Genomic DNA, 23,931 nt, shown 5'->3' with positions numbered 1-23,931 from the left:
TTGGCAAGCCCTTTTCGCAAAATTCCTGAGAATAGTGTGTCGACGCGGCGCAAGCCCTGTCTGCGTGTGCGTTTGCGCCGTCACCGCCGGGGCCGTGCTGTCCCGGTATGATGTCGCCACCCCTGGCGTCAAACCAGGTTTCAAGCCAGTCGCTGTGTGCCGCCTGTTCACCAAGCTTAGGTGGTTGGCTGTAATCGGCCGCAATCGTCGCACGGCAATCCACAAAGGCAAACGATGGACGACAACGCAATCGACGCGCTGCTGGAGCGCGTATTGGCCCCGTGGGTGCGCGCGCTCGGGATGAAGCCCGTCGAGGTCTCCGAAGAGAGCGCCACCTTGCGCCTGCCGTTTTCGGGCGAGCTGCGCCACTCGGGCGGCGTGATCTGCGGCCAGGTTTTCATGGCGGCGGCGGATACGGCCATGATCGTCGCGATATCGGCCGCGCTTGGCGGCTTCAAGCCCATGACGACCGTTGCGCTGAACACGAACTTCATGCGCGCGGTACGCAAGGGCGACGTGCTCGTCACGGCTCGCGTGCTGCGCATGGGCCGCAATCTGGTGTTCGGCGAAATAGAACTCTACGACGAAGACGGCCGGATGGCGGTTCACGCGACCTCGACTTACGCGCTGCTCGATTAAGCTTGGCGCTTCCGATCGTTTTCGGTCGCTTCGAAGGACGTAGAAGGCATGTTCGATCAGGTGGTTTTCGCCGGCGGCGGCAATCGCTGCTGGTGGCAGGCAGGGTTCTGGGACATCGTCCAGCCCGAGCTGCGCATTCGCCCGCGCGTCATTACGGGCATTTCGGCGGGCGCGGCCACCGCGTGCATGCTCTACACGCGCGACGCCGACTGGGTCATGCGCTATTACGAGGAAGCGCTGCGCCACAACAAGCGCAACGCCTACTGGGGCAATCTGCTGCGCGGCGAATCGGTGTTCCCGCATTACCGCATTTATCGGCAGGCGCTGCTCGACATCTACGGCGAGCCGTTCACGCAGCTCCAGGACGCGCCTGAGATCCGCATCGGCGTGTCGCATGTGCCGCGCTGGCTCGGCGCGCGCAGCGCCGTGGCGGCGGGTCTCATCGCGTACAACATCGAAAAGCACATTCGCAAGACGCTGCATCCCACGCTCGGGCGCAAGCTCGGGTTTCATCCGGAGTTCGTGACGGCGCAGGAATGCGCGAGCGTGGAGGATCTGGCCGATCTCATCCTGCAGTCGTCGTGCACGCCGCCGTTCACGCCAGTGCTGCGGCGCGACGGCCGCCCGGTGCTCGACGGCGGCATGGTCGACAACGTGCCGGTCGGCGCGCTCGACGAGACGCCCGGCCGTGTGCTGGTGATGGTGACGCGGCTTTATCCGCGTCCGCAGATGTTCGTGGTGCGGCACCAGGCGGCGCAGGGCGTGCAGCAGCGCCTGTACGTGCAGCCATCGGCGAAGGTGCCGATCTCGAGCTGGGACTACACGAGCCCGCAGCAGATGCAGCATGCCTACAACCTCGGCCGCGTGGACGGCGAGCGTTTCCTCGCGCGTTTGCCAGACGTCATGGAATCGGCCGCGCACGCGTAAGCGTACTCGACCGGCTCAGAAGCAACCGGAAAGAAGCGGAGAGGGCGGCGCGCGCCGCCCGCGTGCGGTCGCGCTTACTTGCGGCGGCCGCCTTGCAGCGCTTCGGGGTTCGCGACATTTGCGTGGTCGCCCGCATCGAACGCGAGGATGTTGCGGAACGCCGCGCCGAAGTACAGCTCGTAGCTCTCGCGCTCCACATAGCCGATGTGCGGCGTGCAGATCACGTTTTCCATGCGCAGCAGGCTGTAGCCCTGCAGGATCGGCTCGCTTTCGTACACGTCGATCGCGACCATGCCCGGCCGGTTTTGCGAGAGCGCGCCGAGCAGCGCGTTTTCTTCCATCAGCTCCGCGCGGCTCGTGTTGACGAGCAGCGACGTGGGCTTCATGCGCAGCAGGTCTTCCTGCTTCACGATCCCGCGAGTGTCATCGTGCAGGCGTAGATGTAGCGACAGCACGTCGCTCTCTTCGAAAATCGCCTCGCGGCTTGCGGCGGCTTCGTAGCCGTCGGCGCGCGCCGCTTCGAGCGAATGCTCGCGGCCCCACACCAGCACGCGCATGCCAAAGGCCTTGCCGTAGCCGGCCACGAGACGGCCGATCTTGCCGTAGCCCCAGATGCCGAGCGTCTGGCCGCGCATCACTGTGCCGAGGCCAAAATTGGGCGGCATGGCCGACGTCTTGAGGCCCGACTGTTGCCACGCGCCCTGCTTGAGGTTGGCGACGTACTGCGGAATGCGCCGTTGCGCGGCCATGATGAGCGCCCACGTGAGTTCGGCGGGCGCGACGGGCGAGCCGGTGCCTTCAAGGACGGCGATGCCGCGCTCGGTGCAGGCGGCGATGTCGATGTGCGGACCGGCCTTGCCCGTCTGGCTGATCATGCGCAGATGCGGGAGCTTGTCGAGCAGTTGCGAGGTGATGCGGGTGCGTTCGCGAATCAGAACGAGCGCGTCGACTTCGGCGAGGCGGCTGGCGAGCTGGCCGAGGCCTCGCACCGTGTTGTTGAAAACCTTGACCTCGTGGTCGGCGAGCAATTGAAAGCAGTCGAGCTTGCGGACGGCGTCCTGGTAGTCGTCAAGGATGGCAATTTTCATGGCGGCGGGTTGTTTTGCGTGTTTTGTATCGCGCCATGCGTGGCGCGACTTCGGTGTTCATCTGGTGGTTATCCCACTATGCAGCGCCGCGAAGGCTGGTATGAATATGGGGAGCCTTCACGTCGCTCGCCGCGTGCAGCATCGGGCATTGCAATTGCACCACCTCAAGGCTACGCACGCAGGATTTTTGACGCGGCAATCAGCCGCGAATTTGCAACTTTTAACAGCTTGTCGGGCTCCGATGCAAGCCGCTTTACAGACGGTTTCGAACCCCAGGCTAAAGGACCTTGACGACCTGCCCAACTGCGCGGACCGATTCGCATGTTGATCTGCCATCAACATCCGGTTCGCATGAGTTGCGCCTCTCGCGTGCAGCGTCTACAAGGGCCGATCCCCTTTTTACAGCCCTAAAAAATGGAGACAGCTCGATGAACCATCCCGATTACCAAGCCCAGGCCGCCGCGCAGGTGCCCGCCTGGGTCCGGCACCGGAAATTGATCGATTGGGTGCATAAAATCGCTGCGCATACCCAGCCGGACCACATTGTCTGGTGCGACGGTTCGCAGGAGGAATACGACCGCCTGTGTGCGCAGATGGTCGAGGCCGGCACGATGCGCCGGCTCAATCCGCTCAAGCGCCCGAATTCGTATCTCGCCTGCTCCGATCCCTCGGACGTCGCGCGCGTGGAAGACCGCACCTTCATTTGCTCGCCCAACAAGGAAGACGTCGGCCCCACCAACAACTGGGTCGCGCCTGCAGAAATGCGCACGACGCTCGACGGCCTGTTCGCGGGCTCGATGCGCGGCCTGCACGATGTACGTCGTGCCGTTCTCGATGGGCCCGCTCGGCTCGCCTATTGCGCATATCGGCGTGGAGCTTTCCGATAGTCCCTACGTGGCCGTGAACATGCGCATCATGACGCGCATGGGCCGCGCGGTGTACGACGTGCTCGGCGAAGACGGCGCGTTCGTGCCGTGCGTGCACAGCGTGGGCGCGCCGCTCGCGGCGGGCGAGAAGGACGTGCCGTGGCCGTGCAACCAGACGAAGTACATCGTCCACTTTCCGGAAACGCGCGAGATCTGGAGCTATGGCTCGGGTTACGGCGGCAATGCGCTGCTCGGCAAGAAGTGTTTCGCGCTGCGCATCGCCTCGACCATGGGCCGTGACGAAGGCTGGCTCGCCGAACACATGCTGATTCTCGGCGTGCGCTCGCCGGAAGGCCGCAAGTACCACGTCGCGGCGGCGTTCCCTTCGGCGTGCGGCAAGACGAACTTCGCCATGCTGATTCCGCCGCCTGCCATGAACGGCTGGGAAATCACCACGATCGGTGACGATATCGCGTGGATCAAGCCTGGCGCCGACGGCCGCCTCTATGCGATCAATCCGGAGGCGGGTTACTTCGGCGTGGCGCCGGGCACCGGCGAAAAGACCAACTTCAACGCCATGGCGACGCTCAAGGAGAACGTGATCTTCACGAACGTGGCGCTCACCGACGACGGCGACGTCTGGTGGGAAGGCATGACCGACGAGCCGCCCGCACACGCAATCGACTGGATGGGCAAGGACTGGACGCCCGCCATCGGCAAGGAAACCGGCCGTAAGGCCGCGCATCCGAACGCACGCTTCACGGCGCCGGCTTCCCAGTGCCCGTCGATCGATCCCGAATGGGAGAACCCGAAGGGTGTGGCCATCGACGCGTTCATCTTTGGCGGCCGCCGCTCGACCACGGTGCCGCTCGTGACCGAGGCGCGCGACTGGACCGAGGGCGTCTACATGGCCGCGACCATGGGCTCGGAAACCACGGCCGCTGCGGCGGGGCAGCAGGGCGTGGTGCGCCGCGATCCTTTCGCGATGCTGCCGTTCTGCGGCTACAACATGGCCGAGTATTTCGGCCATTGGCTCGACGTGGGCGAGCGCCTCGCCACGACCGGCGCGACGCTGCCGCGCATTTTCTGCGTGAACTGGTTCCGCAAGGGGCCGGATGGCAAGTTCGTGTGGCCGGGCTTCGGCGAGAACATGCGCGTGCTCGATTGGATGGTGCGCCGTATCGAAGGCAAGGCCACGGGCGACGAGCACGCATTCGGCGTGTCGCCGCGCTACGGCGATCTCGACTGGAGCGGTCTGAACTTCACGCAGGCGCAGTTCGAACAGGTGATCTCAGTGGACGCCAACGACTGGCGTGCCGAACTCGCGCTGCACGCCGAGCTGTTCGACAAACTCGCTCATGGTTTGCCGGAAGTGTTGAAGGACGCTCGCAAGACGCTGGAAGCACGCCTCTAATCATGTGACGTGAGCGCTCACTAACTGAGTGGCCGCCTTCGGGCGGCCATTTCTATTTCCGGGGTCGAATGCATTGGTGCAGTGCAGAGGCCCGTCTGTTCGGCATCTGACTGGTTATCTCGCTGCGATGCGCAAAATTGTTTCGTTCGAGGTAACAATCGGACCTCTGTTAATGCATTTTGGGGCGCAGTCGCAGAATTCGTAAAGAAAATAAGGGCTTCGGAGGCAACTTCTGCACGATTTCTGCTGTCGTAGGAGAATTCGCGGTTTCCTCCGCTGATTAACAGCGGGGTAGTAACAGGCAGGAGTTGTCTCATGGATCATTTGCAGTCGATGCGAGTATTCGTCAAAGTGGCCGACCTCGGCAGTTTCGCCCGGGCCGCCTCCGCGATGGATATCTCCAACGCGGTTGCGACGCGGCACGTTGCCGACCTCGAGGGTCGGCTCGGCACGCGTTTGCTCAATCGCACGACCCGCAGTCTCTCCCTGACCGAATCGGGTCAGGTCTATCTCGAGCGCGCCCGCCAGATTCTCGATGAGCTCGAGGATGTCGAACAGATGGTCGTCGCGCGCAATCACGAACCCGTCGGCACGCTGCGTATCGTCGCGCCGGTTGTTTTCGGGCTCCACAATCTCGCACCGGTGCTGCAGACGTACACGCAGCGTTATCCGCAAGTCATTCCCGACGTCACGCTGGTCGACCGTCAGGTGGATCTCGTCGAAGAAGGTTTCGATCTGGGCGTCGTGACCGCGCGCCAGATGCGTAGCGCGAGCATTGTCACGCGACGCCTCACGACCGGCTGCATGACGGTATGCGCGACGCCAGCGTACCTCGAAAAGCACGGTACGCCCACGCGCCCCGAGCACCTCATGGAGCACCCGAGCCTCTCGCTGCCCTCCGAGTACTGGGGCGACGAGCGCGTCTTCACGGGGCCTGAAGGCGAAGTCCGCGTGCGCCCGACCAATGTGATCGTGGCGAACAACACCGAGATGCTGCGCCAGTTCGCGCTGCTCGGCATGGGCATTGCGATCCTGCCGAGCTACCTGATTGGCCGCGACATGACGCGCGGGCGTCTCGTGCGGCTGCTTGGCGACTATCGTCTGCCGCAGGTGGAAATCAACGTCGCGTATCCGAGCCGCCGTCACCTGCCGGCCAAGGTGCGCACGTTCATCGACCACCTTGTCGAGCACTTCAGCCAGACGCCGAACAGCCAACTTGGCGAGCAGTGGGTCAAGGACGGCCTTGCGCGCCCGGCCGTGGCGGGTCGCAATGGCGTGGCGAGCGACGACTACGACGGCGTGCAGCCCGTGCCGGGTGGGAGCCTGCACGACGGCGAGCACAACGGCGTAGAAGCCGATCGCGCACCGAAGGCGGCGCGCGCTTCGGCGGCGCGCACGCGGACGTCGGCGATTTCGCCGCTATGAGATTGATATCGTCGTTCATCGGACGATAAAAAAGGCGCAGCTTCGTGAGAAGCTGCGCCTTTTTGTTAGGCTGCGCCTTGGTCGAGGCCGGCCCTTGAACGGATCGCTTAGGAGCCCGTCTTGCGCGCCGGCGTCTTGCGGGCAGCCGTCTTGCGTGCCGGTGCGGCTTTGGCGGCCGCCGTTTTGCGTGCGGGCTTGGCCTTGCCTTCTTCTGCCGAATCCGCCGCGTCGTTCGCGGCATCGTCCTTAGCCTCAGCCGATGCGGCCGACTTCTTCGCGGCCGTCTTGGCCGCCGTCTTCGCGCTCGGCTCCTTCTTCTCAAACTCGAAGCCAATCTTGCCATCCGGCTGTTTGACGAGGAAAGCCTTGAAGTTGCGACCCGTACGCGACGACTTGAAGTTCGTCAGCAAGTCGGTCCGGCCTTCGGCCAGCAGCTTCGCCATCTGGTCACGCGTGATTTCCTGCTGGAGGATCACCTTGCCCGAGCGGAAGTCGCAGGTCTTCGGATTCGCAACCGAGTGCTCGCACACATAGCTCATGCCGTGCTCGAACACGTGACCCTTGCACTTCGGGCAGGCACCCACCGGCTCCTGCTGCGAGAAGTCAGGCGCTTCGCCATCTTCGCTGCCCTGGTCCTGGCCGAAATCGAACTCGAGCTTGTAGTTCTTGATTTCGTCGTCGAACGAGAGCTTGAGGATGGCCGAGAACGGCCGGCCCATCTTGCTGCGGAAGCCCGAGAGCGGGCCGATCGTCTTGTTCTGCAGCAGCTCTTCCACTTCGGGGATTTCGAACTGGCGGCCACCCGGAATCTTCGAGATCGAGAACTCGCACTTCGTGCATGCGAAACGGCGATAGTTTTCCTTCACCTGGCCGCCGCAATTCGGGCACGGCGTGGTCAGCGTCGCGTAGTCGCCGGGGATCGTGTCGGAGTCGTATTCCTTCGCGCGCTTCACGATGGTCTGCGTCATGCGGGCGATTTCCTGCATGAACGCGTCGCGCGGCAGCTTGCCGCGCTCCATCTGCGAAAGCTTGTACTCCCATTCGCCGGTGAGTTCCGGCGCGGTGAGTTCTTCCACGCCCAGGCCGCGCAAGAGCGTCATGAGCTGGAACGCCTTGGCTGTGGGAATCAGCTCGCGCCCTTCGCGCACGAGATACTTTTCGCCCAGCAGACCTTCGATGATCGCCGCGCGCGTGGCCGGCGTGCCAAGACCCTTGGCGGCCATGGCTTCGCGCAGTTCTTCGTCATCCACGAGCTTGCCCGCGCCTTCCATCGCCGAAAGCAGCGTCGCTTCGTTGTAGCGAGCAGGCGGCTTGGTCACGAGTTGATGCGCTGCGATCTTGTCGGTCTTGACCTTCTCGTCCTTCTTCACCGGCACGAGGTTGGCGTCGTCGCCGGCGGCGTCGCGGCCATAGACCTGCAGCCAGCCCGGTTCGACCAGCACCTTGCCTTCGGTCTTGAAGTGATGACCGGCAACTTCGGTAATGCGCGTGGTGACGCGATATTCCGCCGCCGGGAAGAACACGGCGAGGAAGCGCTTCACGACGAGGTCGTAGAGCTTCTGCTCAGGCTCGGAAAGCGACTTCGGCGCCTGCAGCGTCGGGATGATGGCGAAGTGGTCGCTGATCTTCGAATTGTCGAAAATGCGCTTGTTCGGCTTCACCCAGCCCTTGTCGAGCACCTGCTTCGCGTGCGGCAGGTAGTTGTTGCTCTCCTTGAGCATCTCGAGCGTTTCCTTCACGGTGCCGAGGTAGTCCTCGGGCAGCGCGCGCGAATCGGTACGCGGGTAGGTGAGGACCTTGTGCTTTTCGTACAGCGCCTGGGCGAGACCCAGCGTGTTCTTGGCCGAAAAGCCGAAGCGGCCGTTGGCTTCGCGCTGCAGGCTCGTCAGGTCGAAGAGCGCGGGCGAGAGCTGCGTGGACGGCTTCGATTCTTCGGTGACCGTGCCTTCACGGCCGTGGCAGGCCGCGACGATGGTTTCGGCGGCCGGCAGGCTCCAGAGGCGCGAGTCGCGCTTTTCCGGATCGAACTCGTCCTTCTTGAATTTCGGGTCGTACCAGCGGCCTTCGTAGAAGCCGCCCGCACAGACGAACTCCGCGCGCACTTCCCAATAGTCGCGCGCAATGAAGCGGCGGATTTTCTCTTCACGTTCGACGACGATCGACAACGTTGGTGTCTGAACGCGGCCAACTGTCGTGAGGAAGAAGCCGCCGCCCTTGCTGTTGAAGGCGGTCATCGCGCGCGTGCCGTTGATGCCGACGAGCCAGTCGGCTTCCGAGCGGCAGCGGGCGGCGTCGGCGAGCGGCTGCATGTCGTGGTCGCTGCGCAGGTTCGCGAAACCGTCGCGAATCGCCTGCGGCGTCATCGACTGGAGCCACAAGCGCTGGACCGGCTGCTTCGCCTTCGCGTGCTGGGCGATGAGGCGGAAGATCAGCTCGCCCTCGCGCCCCGCGTCGCAGGCGTTGATGAGCTGCGTGACATCCTTGCGCTTCATCAGCTTGTTGAGCACCTTGAGCCGCGATTCGCTCTTGGCGATCGGGTTCAGGTCGAAGTGCGGCGGGATCACGGGCAGGTGAGCGAAGCTCCACTTGCCGCGCTTGACCTCGTATTCCTCGGGCGCTGCGATTTCCAGCAGATGGCCGACCGCCGACGAGAGCACGTAATCGTCGCTCTCGTAGTACTCGTCATGCTTGGTAAAACCGCCCAGAGCGCGCGCGATGTCGTTCGCGACGGATGGCTTCTCGGCGATGATCAGAGCTTTGGACATGACTGGTTGCTTGTGGGTGTATCCGGTTGGCGCCCCGGGGCCGATGCCGCCTGAATGGGCGCTTGGGCGCGATGCCCTGCGTTGCCGCCCCGCTCGGGGGGCCGTTCTCGACCGCTTTATAGCACATGGCGCGGCGGCGTCGATTTTTGCGTCATCTCTTGACGACACCTGCGCACGCGCCAGGGCGCCCAATCATAAGGGCGCGCCTGGTCGTGCGGCAAGCGGGGCGTCTGATCGGGGTCAGATGTTGGGTGCGCTCAAACGGCGCTCAAACGGCGCTCAGGGCGGGGCGCAGCTTGGGCGCGTCGGCCACGCCCGGTAGCGCCCTGAGGTCCGAGAGCATGCGCTCGACCACGGCGGCATGCGGCAGGACCGTGCCGAAAAAGCGCGTGGCGTGGCCGTCTTCGATCAGGATCGTCGGGAAGTTCTCGACGTCGAGATCGTCGAAGCGGTCGGCATGAGTTTCGATGTCGATGTACGCGAAGCAGACATCGGGATGCGCATCGGCGATACGGTCGAACGTGGCCCGGTAGTCGCGGCACGTCCCGCACCACTGCGCGCACAGGCACGCGACGAACAGCGTGTCCTGATTGCTGACGCGCTCTGCGATCTTGTCGGCGTCGGTGTCGAGGTCTAGCGCGGGCATGGTCGTTCCTTGCGTTCTCTTATATATAGAGCGGGGTATTTGGCGCGAATGTATCACGGCGGCGCGCGGGCGGTGATGCTCCCTCAATCCACAGCATGAGCCGGCTCAGTTCTCGCGACTGGCCCGCACGAACCAGCCGCCGGGCAGGGCGTCGAGTTGCCCCGCGAGTTCGAGTTGCAGCAGCGTGCCTTGCAGCACCGCTTCAGCCATGTCGGTGCGTTGGGCAAGGATTTCAACCGTGGCTGGCGCGTGTCCGAGCGCGTGGAGCAGGCGCCGGGCCTCGGCCCCCAAGCTGGCGGGTGGTTTTCGTGCGCCCGCGCGCGGACGTTCGAGCGGCAGCGGCAGAGTCTCACCCGTGTTGCGCCGTGGGCGATCGAACGGAACCGAGACTTTCTGGCGGCGCGGCTCACGCCGTGACGCGAGCGCGCGCCCGGCACCAGAGGGTTGCCCGATGTTCAGCGCATCGAGCACTTCCTCGGGCGATTCGACCAGCTGCGCGCCCTGCTTGATGAGCCCGTGGCAGCCGCGCGTGAGCGGCGCGTGAATCGAGCCGGGCAGCGCGAATACGTCGCGCCCCATCTCGTTGGCGAGCCTTGCCGTGATGAGCGAGCCCGAACGTTGCGCGGCCTCGATCACCACGACGCCCTCCACGAGCGCGGCAATCACGCGATTGCGCTGCGGAAAGTTCGCGGAACGCGCCGGAGTGCCGAGCGGCCATTCGGAGACGAGCGCGCCGTGCGAGGCGATCTCCGTGGCGAGCGGATGATGGGCCGGGGGGTAGACGAGATCAGCGCCTGTGCCGATCACGGCGACGGTGCCGCCATGCTCGTGGAGCGCGCCGCGATGCGCGGCGCCGTCCACGCCGAGCGCGAGCCCCGAGACGACCGTGAGACCCGCCGCGGCGAGTGTGCGCGCGAAGCGCGCTGCGTCGTCGATGGCCTGCGGCGTGGCGCTGCGGCTGCCCACCACGGCTACTGCGCGCGCGTGAAGCAGCTCGAGCCGGCCCTTTGCGTAGAGCAGCGGCGGTGGATCGGGCATGTCGAGCAGGCGTGGCGGATAGGCCGGATCGGCGAGTGTGACGAGCGCGTTGCCGGGCGCCGCGCACCAGGCCTGCAACGCTTCTAGCTGTGCTGTGAAATCCGGGCGGGGTCCGGCCAGTGCGGCGTGCGCGGCTTGTGCTCCAGCCACCGCGGCGAGTGCGACGAACGGTTGAGCCAGCACGTTTTGAGGCAGGCCGAACGCGCCGAGCAGCGCACGCAGCGCAGCGGGCCTCAGGCCAGGCGCGAGGGCGAGGCGCAGCCAGGCGGCCAGTTCCTCGGGAGACAGCGGCAAGGTCGTCGGCATTGCGTTCCCCGGGCGCGGACGGTTTGCCGCACCTCGTGATAAAATTTTCACCATCCGAAATACACCGTGGCGTCTTTACCCGTGGCACTGCGCGCACGCCTTCTGGCGCGGCGCACTCGCACGGGCGAGCGCGCGTTCAACGTTGAATTGCGGCCGTTTCGTCCGAATATGTGTGCATATCCTCCGTATCCGGCATGGGACCCGCAAGCTGGCCGAATGGCCAGGCCGCGCATCGTTCCCTGTTCCTGGCTTTTTCAGGCGCCCAACGAGAAACCCGTCAAATCATGGCTCTACTGAACATTCTTCATTACCCGGACAAGCGTCTGCACAAGGTCGCGAAGCCGGTCGAGGTGGTCAACGACCGCATCCGCAAACTGGTCGCCGACATGGCCGAAACCATGTACGCCGCGCCGGGCGTCGGCCTCGCGGCCACCCAGGTCGACGTGCACGAGCGCGTCGTGGTGATCGACGTGTCCGACGCGCACGACGAGCTGCGCGTGTTCATCAACCCGGAAATCATCTGGTCGAGCGCGGAGCGTGAAGTGCATGAGGAAGGCTGTCTTTCCGTGCCGGGCATCTACGACGAAGTCGAGCGCGCGGAAAAGGTGCGCGTGCGCGCGATGAACGAAAAGGGCGAGACGTACGAGGTGGACTGTGAAGGGCTGCTCGCGGTCTGCATCCAGCACGAAATGGATCACCTGATGGGCAAGGTGTTCGTCGAATACCTTTCTTCGCTCAAGCAAACGCGCATCCGCAGCAAGATGAAGAAGCTCGAACGCGCGATGTAATCGCGATTTGATCGCGTTACGTCGCGCCGTCTCTTTCTTCATCAACCAGCCACGCACCGAGCGCCCATGAGCCACACCCTTCGCGTTATCTTCGCCGGCACGCCGGAATTCGCCGCCGCGGCGCTCGCTGCGATTCACGAAGCGGGCTTTGCCGTGCCGCTCGTCCTCACCCAGCCGGACCGTCCCGCGGGCCGTGGCATGAAGCTCCAGGCAAGCCCGGTCAAGCGCTACGCGCAGGAGCACGGCATCGCCGTTGCCCAGCCGCCGTCGCTGCGCCGCACGGGCAAGTATCCGGAGGAAGCGGCCGCGGCGCTGGATCTGCTGCGCGCCACGCCGCACGACGTGATGGTGGTCGCAGCCTACGGGCTGCTGTTGCCGCAGGAAGTGCTGGACATCCCGCCGCGCGGCTGCATCAACATTCATGGGTCTATCCTGCCGCGCTGGCGCGGCGCCGCGCCGATTCACCGCGCGATCGAAGCCGGCGACGACGAGACCGGCATCACGCTCATGCAGATGGACGCGGGCCTCGACACCGGCCCGATGATCTCCGAGGTGCGCACGCCAATCGCGCCGGGCGACACCACGGCGACGCTGCACGACCGCCTCGCGCAACTCGGCGCGAAGCTGATCGTGGATGGGCTCGTCGCACTCGAGCGCGACGGCGCGCTGTCCAACACGCCGCAGCCGGCAGAGGGCGCGACCTACGCCGAAAAGATCGGCAAGCAGGAGGCGGCACTCGACTGGCGCCGGCCGGCCGTGGCGCTCGCGCGCCAGATTCGTGCGTTCGATCCGTTCCCGGGCGGCGCCGGCACGCTGGACGGCGCGCAACTGAAGCTATGGGCCGCCGAGCCTGTGGAGCGTTCGGCCAGCGCGAGCGCCGAGCCGGGCGAGATTCTCGATGTGAGCCCGGCTGGCGTGGTGGTGGCGTGCGGCGAGGGCGCGCTGCGCCTCACGCAGCTGCAAAAGCCGGGTGGCAAGCGCCTGCCCGCGCGCGAATTCCTGGCCGGCATGCCGCTCGTGGCGGGCCAGCGTTTCCAGTTGCCCGAGGCCCCTGCGGCCTGAATCCGCGCTCGCGCCAGCGCCGGAAAATGGTCTTCAGGGCCAACGCCGCGCGGTGACCAGCGCGCTAGAATCAATGGCGTTTGAAGCGCGTGTTTCGATTTTGAGGTTGTCATGCCTGGCATCACCCATTTCGGTTTTTTCCTCGTCGCCGTGTTTCTCCTGAACGTGACGCCGGGCCCCGATACGGCCTATATCGTCGGCCGCAGCGTGGCGCAGGGCCGCGGCGCGGGCCTGGTTTCCGCACTGGGTATCTCGGCAGGCTGCTGCGTGCACACGCTCGCCTGTGCGTTCGGTTTGACGGCGCTGCTGGCAGCATCGGCCACGGCGTTCACGGTCATCAAGATCGTCGGCGCGATCTATCTCGTGTACCTGGGCGTGCGGCTCGTCCTCACGAAGCACGACGCCAAGCCGGCCGAAGGCGCCGCGCAAGCCACGCCGCCTGCCGCTGCCGCGCGGCCGCTGCGCCAGCTCTTCATTTCGGGTTTCTGCACCAACGTGCTCAACCCGAAGGTGGTGCTGTTCTTCGTTTCGTTCTTCCCGCAGTTCGTCACGACGGGAACTGAGCACAAGGCGCTCGCTTTCCTGACGCTCGGTGCCGTGTTCGTGCTGATGAGCACGGTCTGGAACGGCTTCGTCGCGTGGGTGGCGGGCAGTGTTACGCGGCGTTTTTCGGGCAAGGCTGGCGTGAAGAAGTGGCTCGACCGTACAGTCGGCTCGGCGTTCGTCGGCCTGGGCCTGAAGCTCGCGACGGCCACGCGCTGAGATTGAATTTTTCGCATCTGCCCATATCTAACAAATCGCTTACAATGCGCTCGCCCGCATATGGCTGACTGGCTGGCGGCGGGCGTTCAACGATCGATTGGATCCCCTGGTGGGTGAAGGAGCACAGCACATGTTCAACTGGGTCAAAACCGCGATGTTGATGGCCGCGATTACGGCCCTTTTCATCGTGATTGGCGGGCTGATCGGCGGGCATCGCGGGATGATGCTGGCGCTGTTCTTCGCGCTCGCCATGAACTTCTTCTCGTACTGGTATTCGGACAAGATGGTCCTGCGCATGTACAACGCGCAGGAAGTCGACGAGACCACGGCGCCGCAGTTTTATCGCATGGTCCGCGATCTGGCCACGCGTGCGGGCTTGCCGATGCCGCGCGTCTACCTCATCAACGAAGACGCGCCCAACGCCTTCGCTACCGGCCGCAACCCCGAGCACGCGGCGGTCGCGGCGACCACGGGTATCCTGCGCGTGCTGTCCGAGCGCGAAATGCGCGGTGTCATGGCGCACGAGCTGGCGCACGTGAAGCACCGCGACATTCTCATCTCGACGATTTCGGCCACCATGGCCGGCGCGATCTCGGCGCTCGCCAACTTTGCGATGATCTTCGGCGGGCGCGACGAAAACGGTCGTCCGGCGAACCCCATCGCGAGCATTGCGGTGGCGCTGCTCGCGCCGATCGCGGGCGCGCTGATCCAGATGGCGATTTCGCGTGCGCGCGAGTTCGAAGCGGACCGTGGCGGCGCCGAGATTTCCGGCGATCCGCAGGCGCTCGCCTCGGCGCTCGACAAGATCCATCGCTATGCGCAGGGCATTCCGTTCCCGGCGGCCGAACAGCATCCGGCCACGGCGCAGATGATGATCATGAATCCGCTTTCGGGCGGCGGCTTGCAGAACCTCTTCAGCACGCACCCGTCCACGGAAGAGCGCATTCGCCGGTTGATGGAGATGGCCGCGGGCGGCAGACGCTGAAGCAACCGGCAGTAACGAAAAAACGCCTCTTCGGAGGCGTTTTTTTATTCAGCCCGTCGCCGGGGCGTCGCCGTCTACGTGTCGCATCTCTGTTCGAGCCGAAACCCGCAGTGTCCGTTGACGCAAGGAAACCACGAAGAACACGAAGTAGACGCCAACGAACCAGGACACATCGAGCGCGTAGTACACGTGTCCAAACTTGACGACGACCCACGCGGCGATGAACGCCAACGGTACGGCATAGAAGAACACGCGGTCCATCCGGTGATCGCGGGTGCTGCTCTGGAATAGCGAAACGTAGCAGCACGCGAAAAACGGCGCGATGTCGTATTCCTTCATTCTTGGATTCAGCGCGAGACAGAATGCGAGGGCATAGAACAGCCGGCCAGGTAGGTTGGCGTTTTCGAGAACCATGAGTCGCCGCCCGCGCAACGGGTTGACCGCGTACACGAATAGCGCGACGACAACCCCTTCGTAGAACAGCACGTCCTCCAGCGTCGACAGCGTGCGGACGTGCTGTTCGAGTATCCCGAACAGCACGAGCCCGGAATCGTTCTGGGCGAGCATCTGCCAGCGCAGCAGGGTTTCGAAGTCGGTCCACAGACGCGGTTCCAGCACGAGCTGCGCGATGGTTGCGAGCGCAACACACAAAGGCACGGCGAAGAAATAGCGCATGCCCTTGGGGATAAAAAAGAACACGAGGGCGTACGTGAGGAAGTAGATCTTGATGGAGGCGAAAAGGGCGATGAAAAACGCCAGCGCGCAGTACTTCGCTGTCGCGCTAACGCTCGGCTGCGAGGTGTGCTGCGAACTACGCGGCGGTGCGTCCCCAGAAGCCGAATAAAAAAGCGCAATGATCAGCAAGTGACCGAAGATCGCGAAGTTTCCTGTCAGCATGCCTCCTACACCCGCGCCGCCGGTCAGAAAACCCAGCGCACCCGCGACGACGAAATCCGCATGCCTGGCGCTCCAGGCGAGACAGATCAGCGACGCCAAAACGAACGCCAGATAGAGCCAGTGAAACGGAATGCGCGAGAAGAGGTTCAGGAAGATGGGCGGATACACGAACGGAAATCCGTGCGGGATATACGGATTCGCACCGCGCTTGAACTGGTCCAGCGCGTACGCGTACACCTTGTAGTCCCAGAAAGGCGCGAACAGCTTTCCCCGCCCCTGCTGGTACACGGAAAAGAGCGCAACGAAGGCCAGGAACGCGAGGTCGTGTTTCTTCCCGAGTGGTTTCATGATGGCCGCGACGAAGCTTAAGGAGGCGTTTTCTGTCGCCATCATGCGGCGGGCTATTAGTCGGCATCCGCCAATATGTATCCAGACGGATTCATCGCCGCCGCCCTGCGCGCGCGGTGCGCCCAACCCGAATCGAACAGGGCAGGCAGTGTTGCGCGCTCGCCACGCTACAATGGCTCGCTTGTGCATCATTGACGCCGCGATTCACCGCGGCCCGCATCCGGTTTCTTCATGACAGCCAGCCCATCCCGGCGACCCAGCAAGCCGTCTCACGGCAAAAAGAGTTCCGCATCGTCTGCGCGCCAGGGCGCGGCGCCGGCACGCAGCCACGCTGTGCACCTGGCCCCCGATTCGCTCGGCTTCGCGCTCGACCAGGCTGCGCACGCGGTCGGCGCGGTGCGCGCCGGTGCGGCGCTGCCCGCCGCGCTTGCGAGCGCCTTCGCCGCCTTGCCCGCCGACTTCTCGCCGCAGGCTCGCGGCGCCGTGCAGGACGTCGCGTATCGCACGATGCGGCGCCTGGGCATGGTCGACTGGCTGATCCGGCAGCGCGTGAGCAAGGCGCCCGCGCCGCACGTTGCGAATCTGCTCGCCTGCTCGCTGGCGTTGCTCGTGGAAGACGAAGCGAGCGCCGCCTACACGCCGTTTACGGTCGTCGATCAGGCCGTGCGCGCCGTGGGCGCGCGCCGCGAGATCGCCTTCGCGAAGGGGCTCGTCAATGCAGTGCTGCGCGGCTTTCTGCGCGAGCGCGACACGGCGCTGGCCGCCGCTCAGGCCGATGAAACCGCGCAGTGGAACTATCCGCGCTGGTGGATCGACGCGGTCCGCGTCGCGTGGCCCACGCAGTGGCAGGCAATTCTCACCGCTGGCAACACGCAAGGCCCGCTCACGCTGCGCGTGAACGCGCGCCGCTCGAGCGCCGCCGAATACGTCCAGCGGCTCGCCGCCGAAAACATCGCCGCCACGCAGATCGGCGAACACGCCGTGCGTCTCACCGCGCCGCTGCCGGTGGATCGCATTCCCGGCTTCATGGCGGGCGACGTGTCCGTGCAGGACGCCGGCGCACAGGTGGCCGCGCAAATTCTCGGCGTGCGCGACGGCATGCGCGTGCTCGACGCGTGCGCGGCGCCCGGCGGCAAGAGCGGTCATCTGCTCGAACTCGCCGACATCGATCTGATCGCGCTGGAGAGCGATGCCACACGCGCCGCGCGTATCGGCGAGAACTTCGCGCGCCTTGGCTTCGCGCAAGACGATCCCGCACATCCGGCGCGCCACGCAAGGATCGTGGTCGGCGACGCGGGCAATCCCGCCGCGTGGCACGACGGCGAGCGGTTCGATCGCATTCTCGCCGACGTGCCGTGCTCGGCCTCTGGCATCGTGCGCCGCCATCCGGACATCCGCTGGCTGCGCCGCGAGAGCGACATCGCGGCGCTGGCCGCCGAGCAGCGCCGCATCGTCGATGCGCTGTGGCCGCTCGTGAAGCCGGGCGGCGAGCTGCTCTACGTGACCTGCTCGATCTTCCCCGAGGAAGGCGAAGCGCAGGCGCGCTGGTTTGAAAGCACCCATGCGGATGCGGTACGATTGGACGCCCCGGGGCAACTGCTGCCCGAGGCGCTCGGCGCGCCGGCCCGGGGGCCGGGACGCGGCGCAGCCAAAGAGGCACGGCACGATGCCGATGCAAAGGCCGAAGTGACGGCAACCGGCTGCCCCGCTCCCGATCGCACCGCAGATCACGACGGATTCTTCTACGCGCGCTTTCAGAAACGGTGACCATCAAACGCTTCTTCCCGCTGCGGTTCGCGGCCCTGATCTGGCTGGTGCTCGCCGTCGTCGGCTTCGTGGCCGCAACGCCGGCGCGTGCCGACTCGATCGCGGTGCAGCGCGCGTCGCTCCAGGCCGACAGCAACGGCTGGAGCCTCGACGCCCGCTTCGACTTCGACCTCAACAGCAGCCTGGAAGACGCGGTCAACAAGGGCATTCCGCTCTACTTCACCACCGACTTCGAGCTCACGCGCGCGCGCTGGTACTGGTTCGACGAACAGCCGGTGAGCGTTTCGCAAAGCATTCGCCTGTCGTTCCAGCCGCTCACGCGCGAGTACCGCGTCTCGAGCGGCGGCCTGCAGCTCGGCTTCTCGTCGCTCGCGGAAGCGCTCGCGGTCATCAAGCACGTCACTTCGTGGCACGTGATCGACCCCAAAGACGTGCATGCCGGCGAAACGTACACGGCCTCGGTGCGCATGCAGCTCGACGTCGCGCTGATGCCCAAGCCGTTCCAGATCGACGCCGTGAACAACCGCGACTGGAACCTCGCTTCCGACTGGAAGCGCTTTAACTTCACGGTGACCGAACGTGCTAAATAAAGTGCGCCGCGCCACCAGCTTCAGCAGCGTCGTCGTCAAGCTGCTCGTTTCCACCGTCGCGTTCACCGCGACGCTGCTGCTCGTCCTGCTCGCCGCGGCGAGCGCGAACACCGAGTTCTTCGACCGCTACTACGGCTGGCTCTACGCGGCCAATATCGTCGTCGCGCTGATCTTCCTGTCGGTGGTCACGGCGCTGATGATCGTGATCGTCGTACGCTTGAGGCGCGGCAAGTTCGGCACGCGCCTGCTGGCCAAGCTCGCGTTCTTCTTCGCGCTCGTGGGCGTGGTGCCGGGCGGCATCATCTATATCGTTTCGTATCAGTTCGTCTCGCGCTCGATCGAGTCCTGGTTCGACGTGAACGTGGAAACCGCGCTCACGGCAGGCCTGAATCTCGGGCGCGGCATGCTCGACGCCTCGCTGTCCGATCTGCAAACCAAGGGCCGTCTGATGGCCGAGCAGATCGCGAGCGGCGACGCCGCGGGCACGACGCTCACGCTGCTGCGCGCGCGCGACCAGTTCGGCGTGCAGGACGCGATGATCGTCGAGCCGGTGCGCAGCATGTCGGGCGCCGCGCCGGAAATGCACGTGGTGGCGCAGGCGTCGAGCAACTTCTCGTCGCTCATGCCCGCCGATATGCCCACCTCGCTCATGATCGATCAGGCGCGCGGGCGCGGCTATGCGGCGATCGAAGGCGAAGTGGACGGTGACCCGCATCAACTTGGCTCGAAAGGCGCGCTGCGCTTGCGCGTGGTCACGCGCATTCCCGATGCGAACACAACGGATCTGCAGCCGGTCGAGCGCTTCCTGCAACTGGAGCAGCCGGTGCCGGCCGCGCTCGCGCGCAACGCCGACGCCGTGCAGCGCGCGTATCGCGAATATCAGGAGAAGGCGCTCGGCCGCACCGGCCTGCGCAAGATGTATATCGGCACGCTCACGCTGGCGCTCTTTCTCGCCACGTTCGTCGCGATGATGCTGGCGCTCGCGCTCGGCAACCAGCTTGCGAGACCGCTCTTCCTGCTCGCGCAGGGCACGAAGGAAGTGACCGAGGGCGACTACACACCGAAGCGCGAGATCAAGTCGCGCGACGAACTGGGCTTTCTCACCCAGTCGTTCAACGCGATGACGCGCCAGCTTTCCGAAGCGCGCCAGGCCGTGGAGAAGAACCGCATCGCGCTCGAGCATTCGAAGGCGTATCTCGAGAGCATTCTCGCGAACCTCACGGCGGGCGTGTTCGTGTTCGACCGGCAGTTCCGCCTCACGACGGCGAATCCCGGCGCGGAGCGCATCTTCCGTCAGCCGTTCCAGACGCAGCTCGGCGTCGCGCTCGACCATATCGGCGCGCTCACCGAGTTCGGCGCAATGGTGCGCAAGGCCTTCGCCGACCAGGAAGCTTCACGCACGGACCGCGAAGGCGACGATCAAGATCGCGGGCACTGGCAGCAGCAGTTCTCCGTGCCGATTCCGGGCGAGACCGATCCGCTCACGCTGCTCGTGCGCGGCGCGCGCCTCGTGTCCGATACGGGCCGCGACGCCGGCGACATGCAAACCTCGGGCTACGTCGTGGTGTTCGACGACATCTCCGACGTGATCTCGGCGCAGCGCTCGGTGGCGTGGGGCGAAGTCGCGCGGCGTCTTGCGCACGAGATCAAGAATCCGCTCACGCCGATCCAGCTCTCGGCCGAACGCCTGCAGATGAAGCTCTCCGACAAGCTCGCGCCAACCGACGCCGAAGTGCTCAAGCGCGGCGCGACCACCATCGTCAATCAGGTCGCGGCGATGAAGCAGATGGTCGACAACTTCCGCGATTACGCGCGCACGCCGCCTGCGGTGCTCGCGAACCTGCAGCTCAATGAACTCGTGAGCGAAGTGCTCACGCTCTACGGTGCGGGAGAAGGCAAGAGCGCGATCAAGGTCGAGCTCTCCGACTTGCCGGTCATACGGGGCGACGCCACGCAGTTGCGCCAGGTGATCCACAACCTGCTGCAAAACGCGCAGGACGCCGTGGCCGACACGCAGAATCCTCACGTGACGCTCGAGACCCGCGCCGTAGAATACGGAGACCCCGACGCGCAAGGCCGCACGCACGTGGCGGTGCGTCTCACGGTTTCGGACAACGGCCCGGGCTTCCCGGCGCGCATCCTCACGCGCGCGTTCGAACCCTATGTGACGACCAAGGCCAAAGGAACAGGACTCGGGCTTGCGATGGTCAAGAAGATCGTCGACGAGCACGGCGCGCGCATCGACATCCGCAATCGAATGAAAGCGGGCGATGTGATCGAAGGCGCGCAGATCTCGATTCTCTTTCTCCAGTTGGCAGACGACATCCCCCCGGATGCCGCCACGCCAGGTCCCGGCCGAGCCGTGGCGGGGCAGGCGCGTGCCGACGCGGAGCAGGGATCAAAAGCAACAGTGCAGACAAGGGCAGCGTAAATGGCAACCATCCTGGTGGTAGATGATGAAATGGGCATCCGGGAATTGCTCTCGGAGATCCTCAGCGACGAAGGGCACGTCGTGGAGCTTGCGGAAGATGCGCAGCAGGCGCGCGACTTCCGGCAGCGCCAGGTGCCGGACCTCGTGCTGCTCGATATCTGGATGCCGGACACCGACGGCGTGACGCTGCTCAAGGAATGGGCCGCGCAGGGGCATCTCACGATGCCGGTCATCATGATGTCGGGGCACGCGACGATCGACACGGCGGTCGAGGCGACGAAAATCGGCGCGCTCAACTTCCTCGAAAAGCCGATCGCGCTGCAAAAGCTGTTGAAGGCGGTCGAGCAGGGGCTCGCGCGCGGCACGGCGGCGCCGGTCGCGCCGGCCACGGCGGCGGCAGCGGGGAAATCGGCGGCGGGCGGCCCGGCGGTCGTGGCATCGGCGGCGGCATTGCCGGTGCTGGGCGCCGACGGCGTGCATGGCATGCAGGCGGGCACGACGGCCACGCAAACGGCTTCGATCTCGTTCGACATTCCGCTGCGCGACGCGCGCGACGCGTTCGAGCGCGCGTACTTCGAGTACCACCTCGCGCGCGAGAACGGCAGCATGACGCGTGTGGCCGAAAAAACGGGGCTTGAGCGCACGCACCTGTATCGCAAGCTCAAGCAGCTCGGCGTGGATCTCGGCAAGAGCAAGGGCGAGTGAGGGCCCGAGCGGCGTGGCCCGGCTAACGAATTTCGCGAAAGCACTTGGCAAACGCGGAATAGGTCGCTATACTCTTCTTTCTTCGTTGGCCCGGTAGCTCAGTTGGTAGAGCAGCGGATTGAAAATCCGCGTGTCGATGGTTCGATTCCGTCCCAGGCCACCAGAATGCAGCCCCAGGAGATCGTTCGATTCCTGGGGCTTTTTCGTTGTGCGCGCGTTGGGTTCATTGTCTTGCGGTTCGAATTCCCGACGTCGACGGTATCCAGGGTATAAGGGTGCGCCAATGCCCGTGCTGGGACCCCGGCCTATACTGCATGAGCCGGCGCGGGGTTGTCCCTGCCGGTCCGCCCGGACGCATCGAGCAACGCAGGCAAGCAGCGCTGGCAAGCAACGAAAGCATTCGCGCGGAAACCTCATACACGGAGTTTCACGGTGACTCGAACTGAAGCCAAGGGCGCGCTCGTACTGTTTTCCGGCGGCCAGGATTCGGCCACGTGCCTCGCATGGGCGCTCGACCGCTACGAGAGCGTCGAGACGCTCGGCTTCGATTATGGCCAGCGTCATCGCGTCGAACTGGAGTGCCGCGAAGGCTTTCGCGCGGCGATCGCCAGCACGTTCCCCGAGTGGGGCAAGCGTCTCGGCGACGATCACATGATCGATCTTTCGGTGCTCGGCTCGATCAGCGACACGGCCATGACGCGCGAGATCGAGATCGAAACGGCGGCGAGCGGCTTGCCGAACACCTTTGTGCCGGGCCGCAACCTGATGTTCATGCAGATCGCCGCGGCGATCGCGTATCGTCGCGGGCTCAAGGTGCTCGTGGGCGGGATGTGCGAGACCGACTTCTCGGGCTACCCCGACTGCCGCGACGACACCATGAAGGCGCTGCAAGTGACGCTCAATCTCGGCATGGACACGCGTTTCGTGCTGGAAACACCGCTCATGTGGCTCGACAAGGCCGACACGTGGCGCCTTGCCGAAAAGCTGGGTGGCGAAGCGCTGGTGGACATGGTGCGCGTGGAAACGCACACCTGCTACGTGGGCGAGCGCGCCGAGCTTCACCCATGGGGCTTCGGCTGCGGCGAGTGCCCGGCGTGCAAGCTGCGCAAGCGCGGGTATGAAGCGTATCTCGCTGGCGAGAACGTGACGGAAGCACCGGTCTGAGCGTAGGGCTCGGGCCGCGCACGACTTTCGCAGTGAAAATGCTCAGGGCCGCGCACGGGCGGCGCACCCTGCCAGCACGTTGAACACGCGCCCGAGACCAACCGGCTTTGTACGCGCGCTGCGCGCATGAGCCAGAACCAGGCTGCACCATGACTTACGCGGTAAAGGAAATTTTCTACACGTTGCAGGGCGAGGGCGCGAACGCCGGGCGTCCGGCCGTGTTCTGCCGGTTCGCCGGCTGCAATCTCTGGTCGGGCCGCGAGGAGGATCGCGAGGAAGCCGTTTGCCGCTTCTGCGACACCGACTTCGTCGGCACCGATGGCGAGAACGGCGGCAAATTCCGCACGCCTGAAGAACTCGTCGCGAAGATCACATCGCTGTGGCCCGAAGGTGAAGGCAACCGCTTCGTGGTCTGCACGGGCGGCGAGCCCATGCTGCAGATCGACCCGCCGTTCGTCGACGCGCTGCACGCGGCCGGCTTCGAGATCGCGATCGAAACGAACGGCTCGCTGCCGGTGCTCGACACCATCGACTGGATCTGCGTGAGCCCGAAGGCCGACGCACCGCTCGTCGTCACGAAGGGCAACGAGCTGAAGGTCGTCGTGCCGCAGGAAAACCAGCGCCTCGCCGAGTACGCGAAGCTCGATTTCGAGTATTTTCTCGTGCAGCCCATGGACGGCCCGTCGCGCGACCTGAACACGAAGCTCGCTATCGACTGGTGCAAGCGCCATCCGCAGTGGCGCCTGTCGATGCAGACCCACAAATACCTGAACATTCCCTGATTCACGCGAATTTTTCTGAAGAAGCGCCGTGCTGACGATCACCCGAAAACTCGAATTCGACGCGGGCCACCGCATCCCCGACCACCGCAGCCAGTGCCGTAACCTGCACGGCCATCGTTACGTGCTCGAAATCACGCTGGAAGGCGACCTCGTTGAAACCGAAGGCGCGCCCGACCGCGGCATGGTGATGGACTTCGCCGACGTGAAGTCGCTCGCGAACCAGCATCTCGTCGATCTGTGGGATCACGCGTTTCTCGTCTTCTCGGGCGATACGCAGGTGCGCGGCTTTCTCGAAACGCTGCCGGGCCACAAGACGGTCGTGATCGACCGCATTCCGACCGTGGAGAACCTCGCGGCCATCGCGTTCGATATTCTTGCGAACGTGTACGACGCGCACTACGGCGTGAATCTGCGCCTGCACAAGCTGCGCCTGTACGAGACGCCGAACTGCTGGGCCGAAGTCACGCGCGACTGACGCGCGCCAGCTCCGACCAAGCCGCCTCACCGGCGGTCTCACCCTCGCTCCGACGACCCGC

General features: G+C 65.0%; 20 protein-coding genes, 1 tRNA gene and 1 pseudogene. 17 read left to right on the top strand and 5 right to left on the bottom strand.

Annotated elements, in window-relative coordinates:
• Nucleotides 1-234: 234 nt before the first annotated feature.
• Nucleotides 235-639: a PaaI family thioesterase gene (locus tag U5A52_RS08280; protein ID WP_321934461.1), complete on the top strand. Its 405-nt coding sequence runs from the start codon at nt 235-237 to the stop codon at nt 637-639.
• A gap of 48 nt (nt 640-687) precedes the next feature.
• Nucleotides 688-1,566 carry a patatin-like phospholipase family protein gene (locus U5A52_RS08275; RefSeq protein ID WP_201698344.1) on the top strand — a complete coding sequence of 293 codons (879 nt, stop codon included), beginning with the start codon at nt 688-690 and terminating at the stop codon, nt 1,564-1,566.
• 74 nt (nt 1,567-1,640) lie between these two features.
• On the opposite strand, the gene U5A52_RS08270 is transcribed toward U5A52_RS08275, so the two are convergent.
• A complete protein-coding gene (locus tag U5A52_RS08270) occupies nt 1,641-2,654 on the bottom strand; it encodes a D-2-hydroxyacid dehydrogenase family protein (protein WP_321934460.1) in 1,014 nt (337 codons plus the stop codon).
• Nucleotides 2,655-3,082: 428 nt separating this feature from the next.
• On the opposite strand from U5A52_RS08270, the pseudogene U5A52_RS08265 reads away from it, so the two are divergent.
• From U5A52_RS08265 to U5A52_RS08255, 3 genes and pseudogenes are all read left to right on the top strand, one after another.
• Nucleotides 3,083-3,400, top strand: a pseudogene (locus tag U5A52_RS08265) (phosphoenolpyruvate carboxykinase); the annotation flags it as partial.
• Nucleotides 3,297-4,934, top strand: a complete 1,638-nt coding sequence (locus tag U5A52_RS08260) for a phosphoenolpyruvate carboxykinase (GTP) (protein ID WP_321934522.1) — start codon at nt 3,297-3,299, stop codon at nt 4,932-4,934. The pseudogene U5A52_RS08265 and the gene U5A52_RS08260, both read left to right, overlap by 104 nt.
• A gap of 315 nt (nt 4,935-5,249) precedes the next feature.
• Nucleotides 5,250-6,359, top strand: a complete 1,110-nt coding sequence (locus U5A52_RS08255; protein ID WP_321934459.1) for a LysR family transcriptional regulator — start codon at nt 5,250-5,252, stop codon at nt 6,357-6,359.
• Between the two features lie 107 nt (nt 6,360-6,466).
• On the opposite strand, the gene U5A52_RS08250 is transcribed toward U5A52_RS08255, so the two are convergent.
• From U5A52_RS08250 to dprA, 3 genes are all read right to left on the bottom strand, one after another.
• Nucleotides 6,467-9,124 carry a DNA topoisomerase III gene (locus U5A52_RS08250; RefSeq protein ID WP_321934458.1) on the bottom strand — a complete coding sequence of 886 codons (2,658 nt, stop codon included), beginning with the start codon at nt 9,122-9,124 and terminating at the stop codon, nt 6,467-6,469.
• Between the two features lie 268 nt (nt 9,125-9,392).
• Entirely contained in the window at nt 9,393-9,770 is a 378-nt protein-coding gene (locus U5A52_RS08245) for a thioredoxin family protein (RefSeq protein WP_321907297.1), read from the bottom strand.
• A gap of 105 nt (nt 9,771-9,875) precedes the next feature.
• On the bottom strand, nt 9,876-11,114 hold the full coding sequence (dprA, locus tag U5A52_RS08240; protein WP_321934457.1) for a DNA-processing protein DprA: 1,239 nt from the start codon (nt 11,112-11,114) through the stop codon (nt 9,876-9,878).
• Nucleotides 11,115-11,398: 284 nt separating this feature from the next.
• On the opposite strand from dprA, the gene def reads away from it, so the two are divergent.
• From def to htpX, 4 genes are all read left to right on the top strand, one after another.
• Nucleotides 11,399-11,902 (top strand): peptide deformylase, encoded by a 504-nt coding sequence (gene def / locus U5A52_RS08235; protein ID WP_158756635.1) that lies wholly within the window; start codon nt 11,399-11,401, stop codon nt 11,900-11,902.
• 66 nt (nt 11,903-11,968) lie between these two features.
• Nucleotides 11,969-12,964 (top strand): methionyl-tRNA formyltransferase, encoded by a 996-nt coding sequence (gene fmt, locus U5A52_RS08230; protein WP_321934456.1) that lies wholly within the window; start codon nt 11,969-11,971, stop codon nt 12,962-12,964.
• A gap of 111 nt (nt 12,965-13,075) precedes the next feature.
• On the top strand, nt 13,076-13,726 hold the full coding sequence (locus tag U5A52_RS08225) for a LysE family translocator (protein WP_321907303.1): 651 nt from the start codon (nt 13,076-13,078) through the stop codon (nt 13,724-13,726).
• A gap of 130 nt (nt 13,727-13,856) precedes the next feature.
• A complete protein-coding gene (gene htpX / locus U5A52_RS08220) occupies nt 13,857-14,711 on the top strand; it encodes a zinc metalloprotease HtpX (protein ID WP_321907305.1) in 855 nt (284 codons plus the stop codon).
• Between the two features lie 48 nt (nt 14,712-14,759).
• Here htpX and U5A52_RS08215 read toward each other — a convergent pair whose 3' ends face one another.
• A complete protein-coding gene (locus U5A52_RS08215; protein ID WP_321934455.1) occupies nt 14,760-15,956 on the bottom strand; it encodes a hypothetical protein in 1,197 nt (398 codons plus the stop codon).
• Nucleotides 15,957-16,187: 231 nt separating this feature from the next.
• On the opposite strand from U5A52_RS08215, the gene rsmB reads away from it, so the two are divergent.
• The 8 genes from rsmB (at nt 16,188) to queD (ending at nt 23,870) form a co-directional block, all read left to right on the top strand.
• Complete coding sequence (rsmB, locus tag U5A52_RS08210) at nt 16,188-17,723, top strand: 16S rRNA (cytosine(967)-C(5))-methyltransferase RsmB (protein WP_321934454.1); 1,536 nt, start codon at nt 16,188-16,190, stop codon at nt 17,721-17,723.
• Nucleotides 17,720-18,313: a DUF4390 domain-containing protein gene (locus U5A52_RS08205; protein WP_321907311.1), complete on the top strand. Its 594-nt coding sequence runs from the start codon at nt 17,720-17,722 to the stop codon at nt 18,311-18,313. Before rsmB ends, U5A52_RS08205 begins: the two co-directional genes overlap by 4 nt.
• Nucleotides 18,303-20,744, top strand: coding sequence for a PAS domain-containing sensor histidine kinase (locus tag U5A52_RS08200; protein WP_321934453.1), 2,442 nt, complete (start codon nt 18,303-18,305; stop codon nt 20,742-20,744). Before U5A52_RS08205 ends, U5A52_RS08200 begins: the two co-directional genes overlap by 11 nt.
• Nucleotides 20,745-21,449: a response regulator transcription factor EsaR gene (esaR, locus tag U5A52_RS08195; RefSeq protein ID WP_321934452.1), complete on the top strand. Its 705-nt coding sequence runs from the start codon at nt 20,745-20,747 to the stop codon at nt 21,447-21,449.
• A gap of 87 nt (nt 21,450-21,536) precedes the next feature.
• Nucleotides 21,537-21,612: transfer RNA gene (locus tag U5A52_RS08190), tRNA-Phe, on the top strand.
• A 269-nt stretch (nt 21,613-21,881) separates the two neighbouring features.
• Nucleotides 21,882-22,613, top strand: coding sequence for a 7-cyano-7-deazaguanine synthase QueC (queC, locus tag U5A52_RS08185; protein WP_321934451.1), 732 nt, complete (start codon nt 21,882-21,884; stop codon nt 22,611-22,613).
• A 149-nt stretch (nt 22,614-22,762) separates the two neighbouring features.
• A complete protein-coding gene (gene queE / locus U5A52_RS08180; RefSeq protein ID WP_321934450.1) occupies nt 22,763-23,395 on the top strand; it encodes a 7-carboxy-7-deazaguanine synthase in 633 nt (210 codons plus the stop codon).
• Between the two features lie 31 nt (nt 23,396-23,426).
• A complete protein-coding gene (gene queD, locus U5A52_RS08175; RefSeq protein ID WP_110854557.1) occupies nt 23,427-23,870 on the top strand; it encodes a 6-carboxytetrahydropterin synthase QueD in 444 nt (147 codons plus the stop codon).
• Nucleotides 23,871-23,931: the final 61 nt, after the last annotated feature.

The organism is Paraburkholderia sp. J8-2, assembly GCF_905220195.1.
Classification (GTDB): Bacteria; Pseudomonadota; Gammaproteobacteria; order Burkholderiales; family Burkholderiaceae; genus Paraburkholderia.
This window is presented reverse-complemented; position numbering and strand designations above follow the sequence as displayed.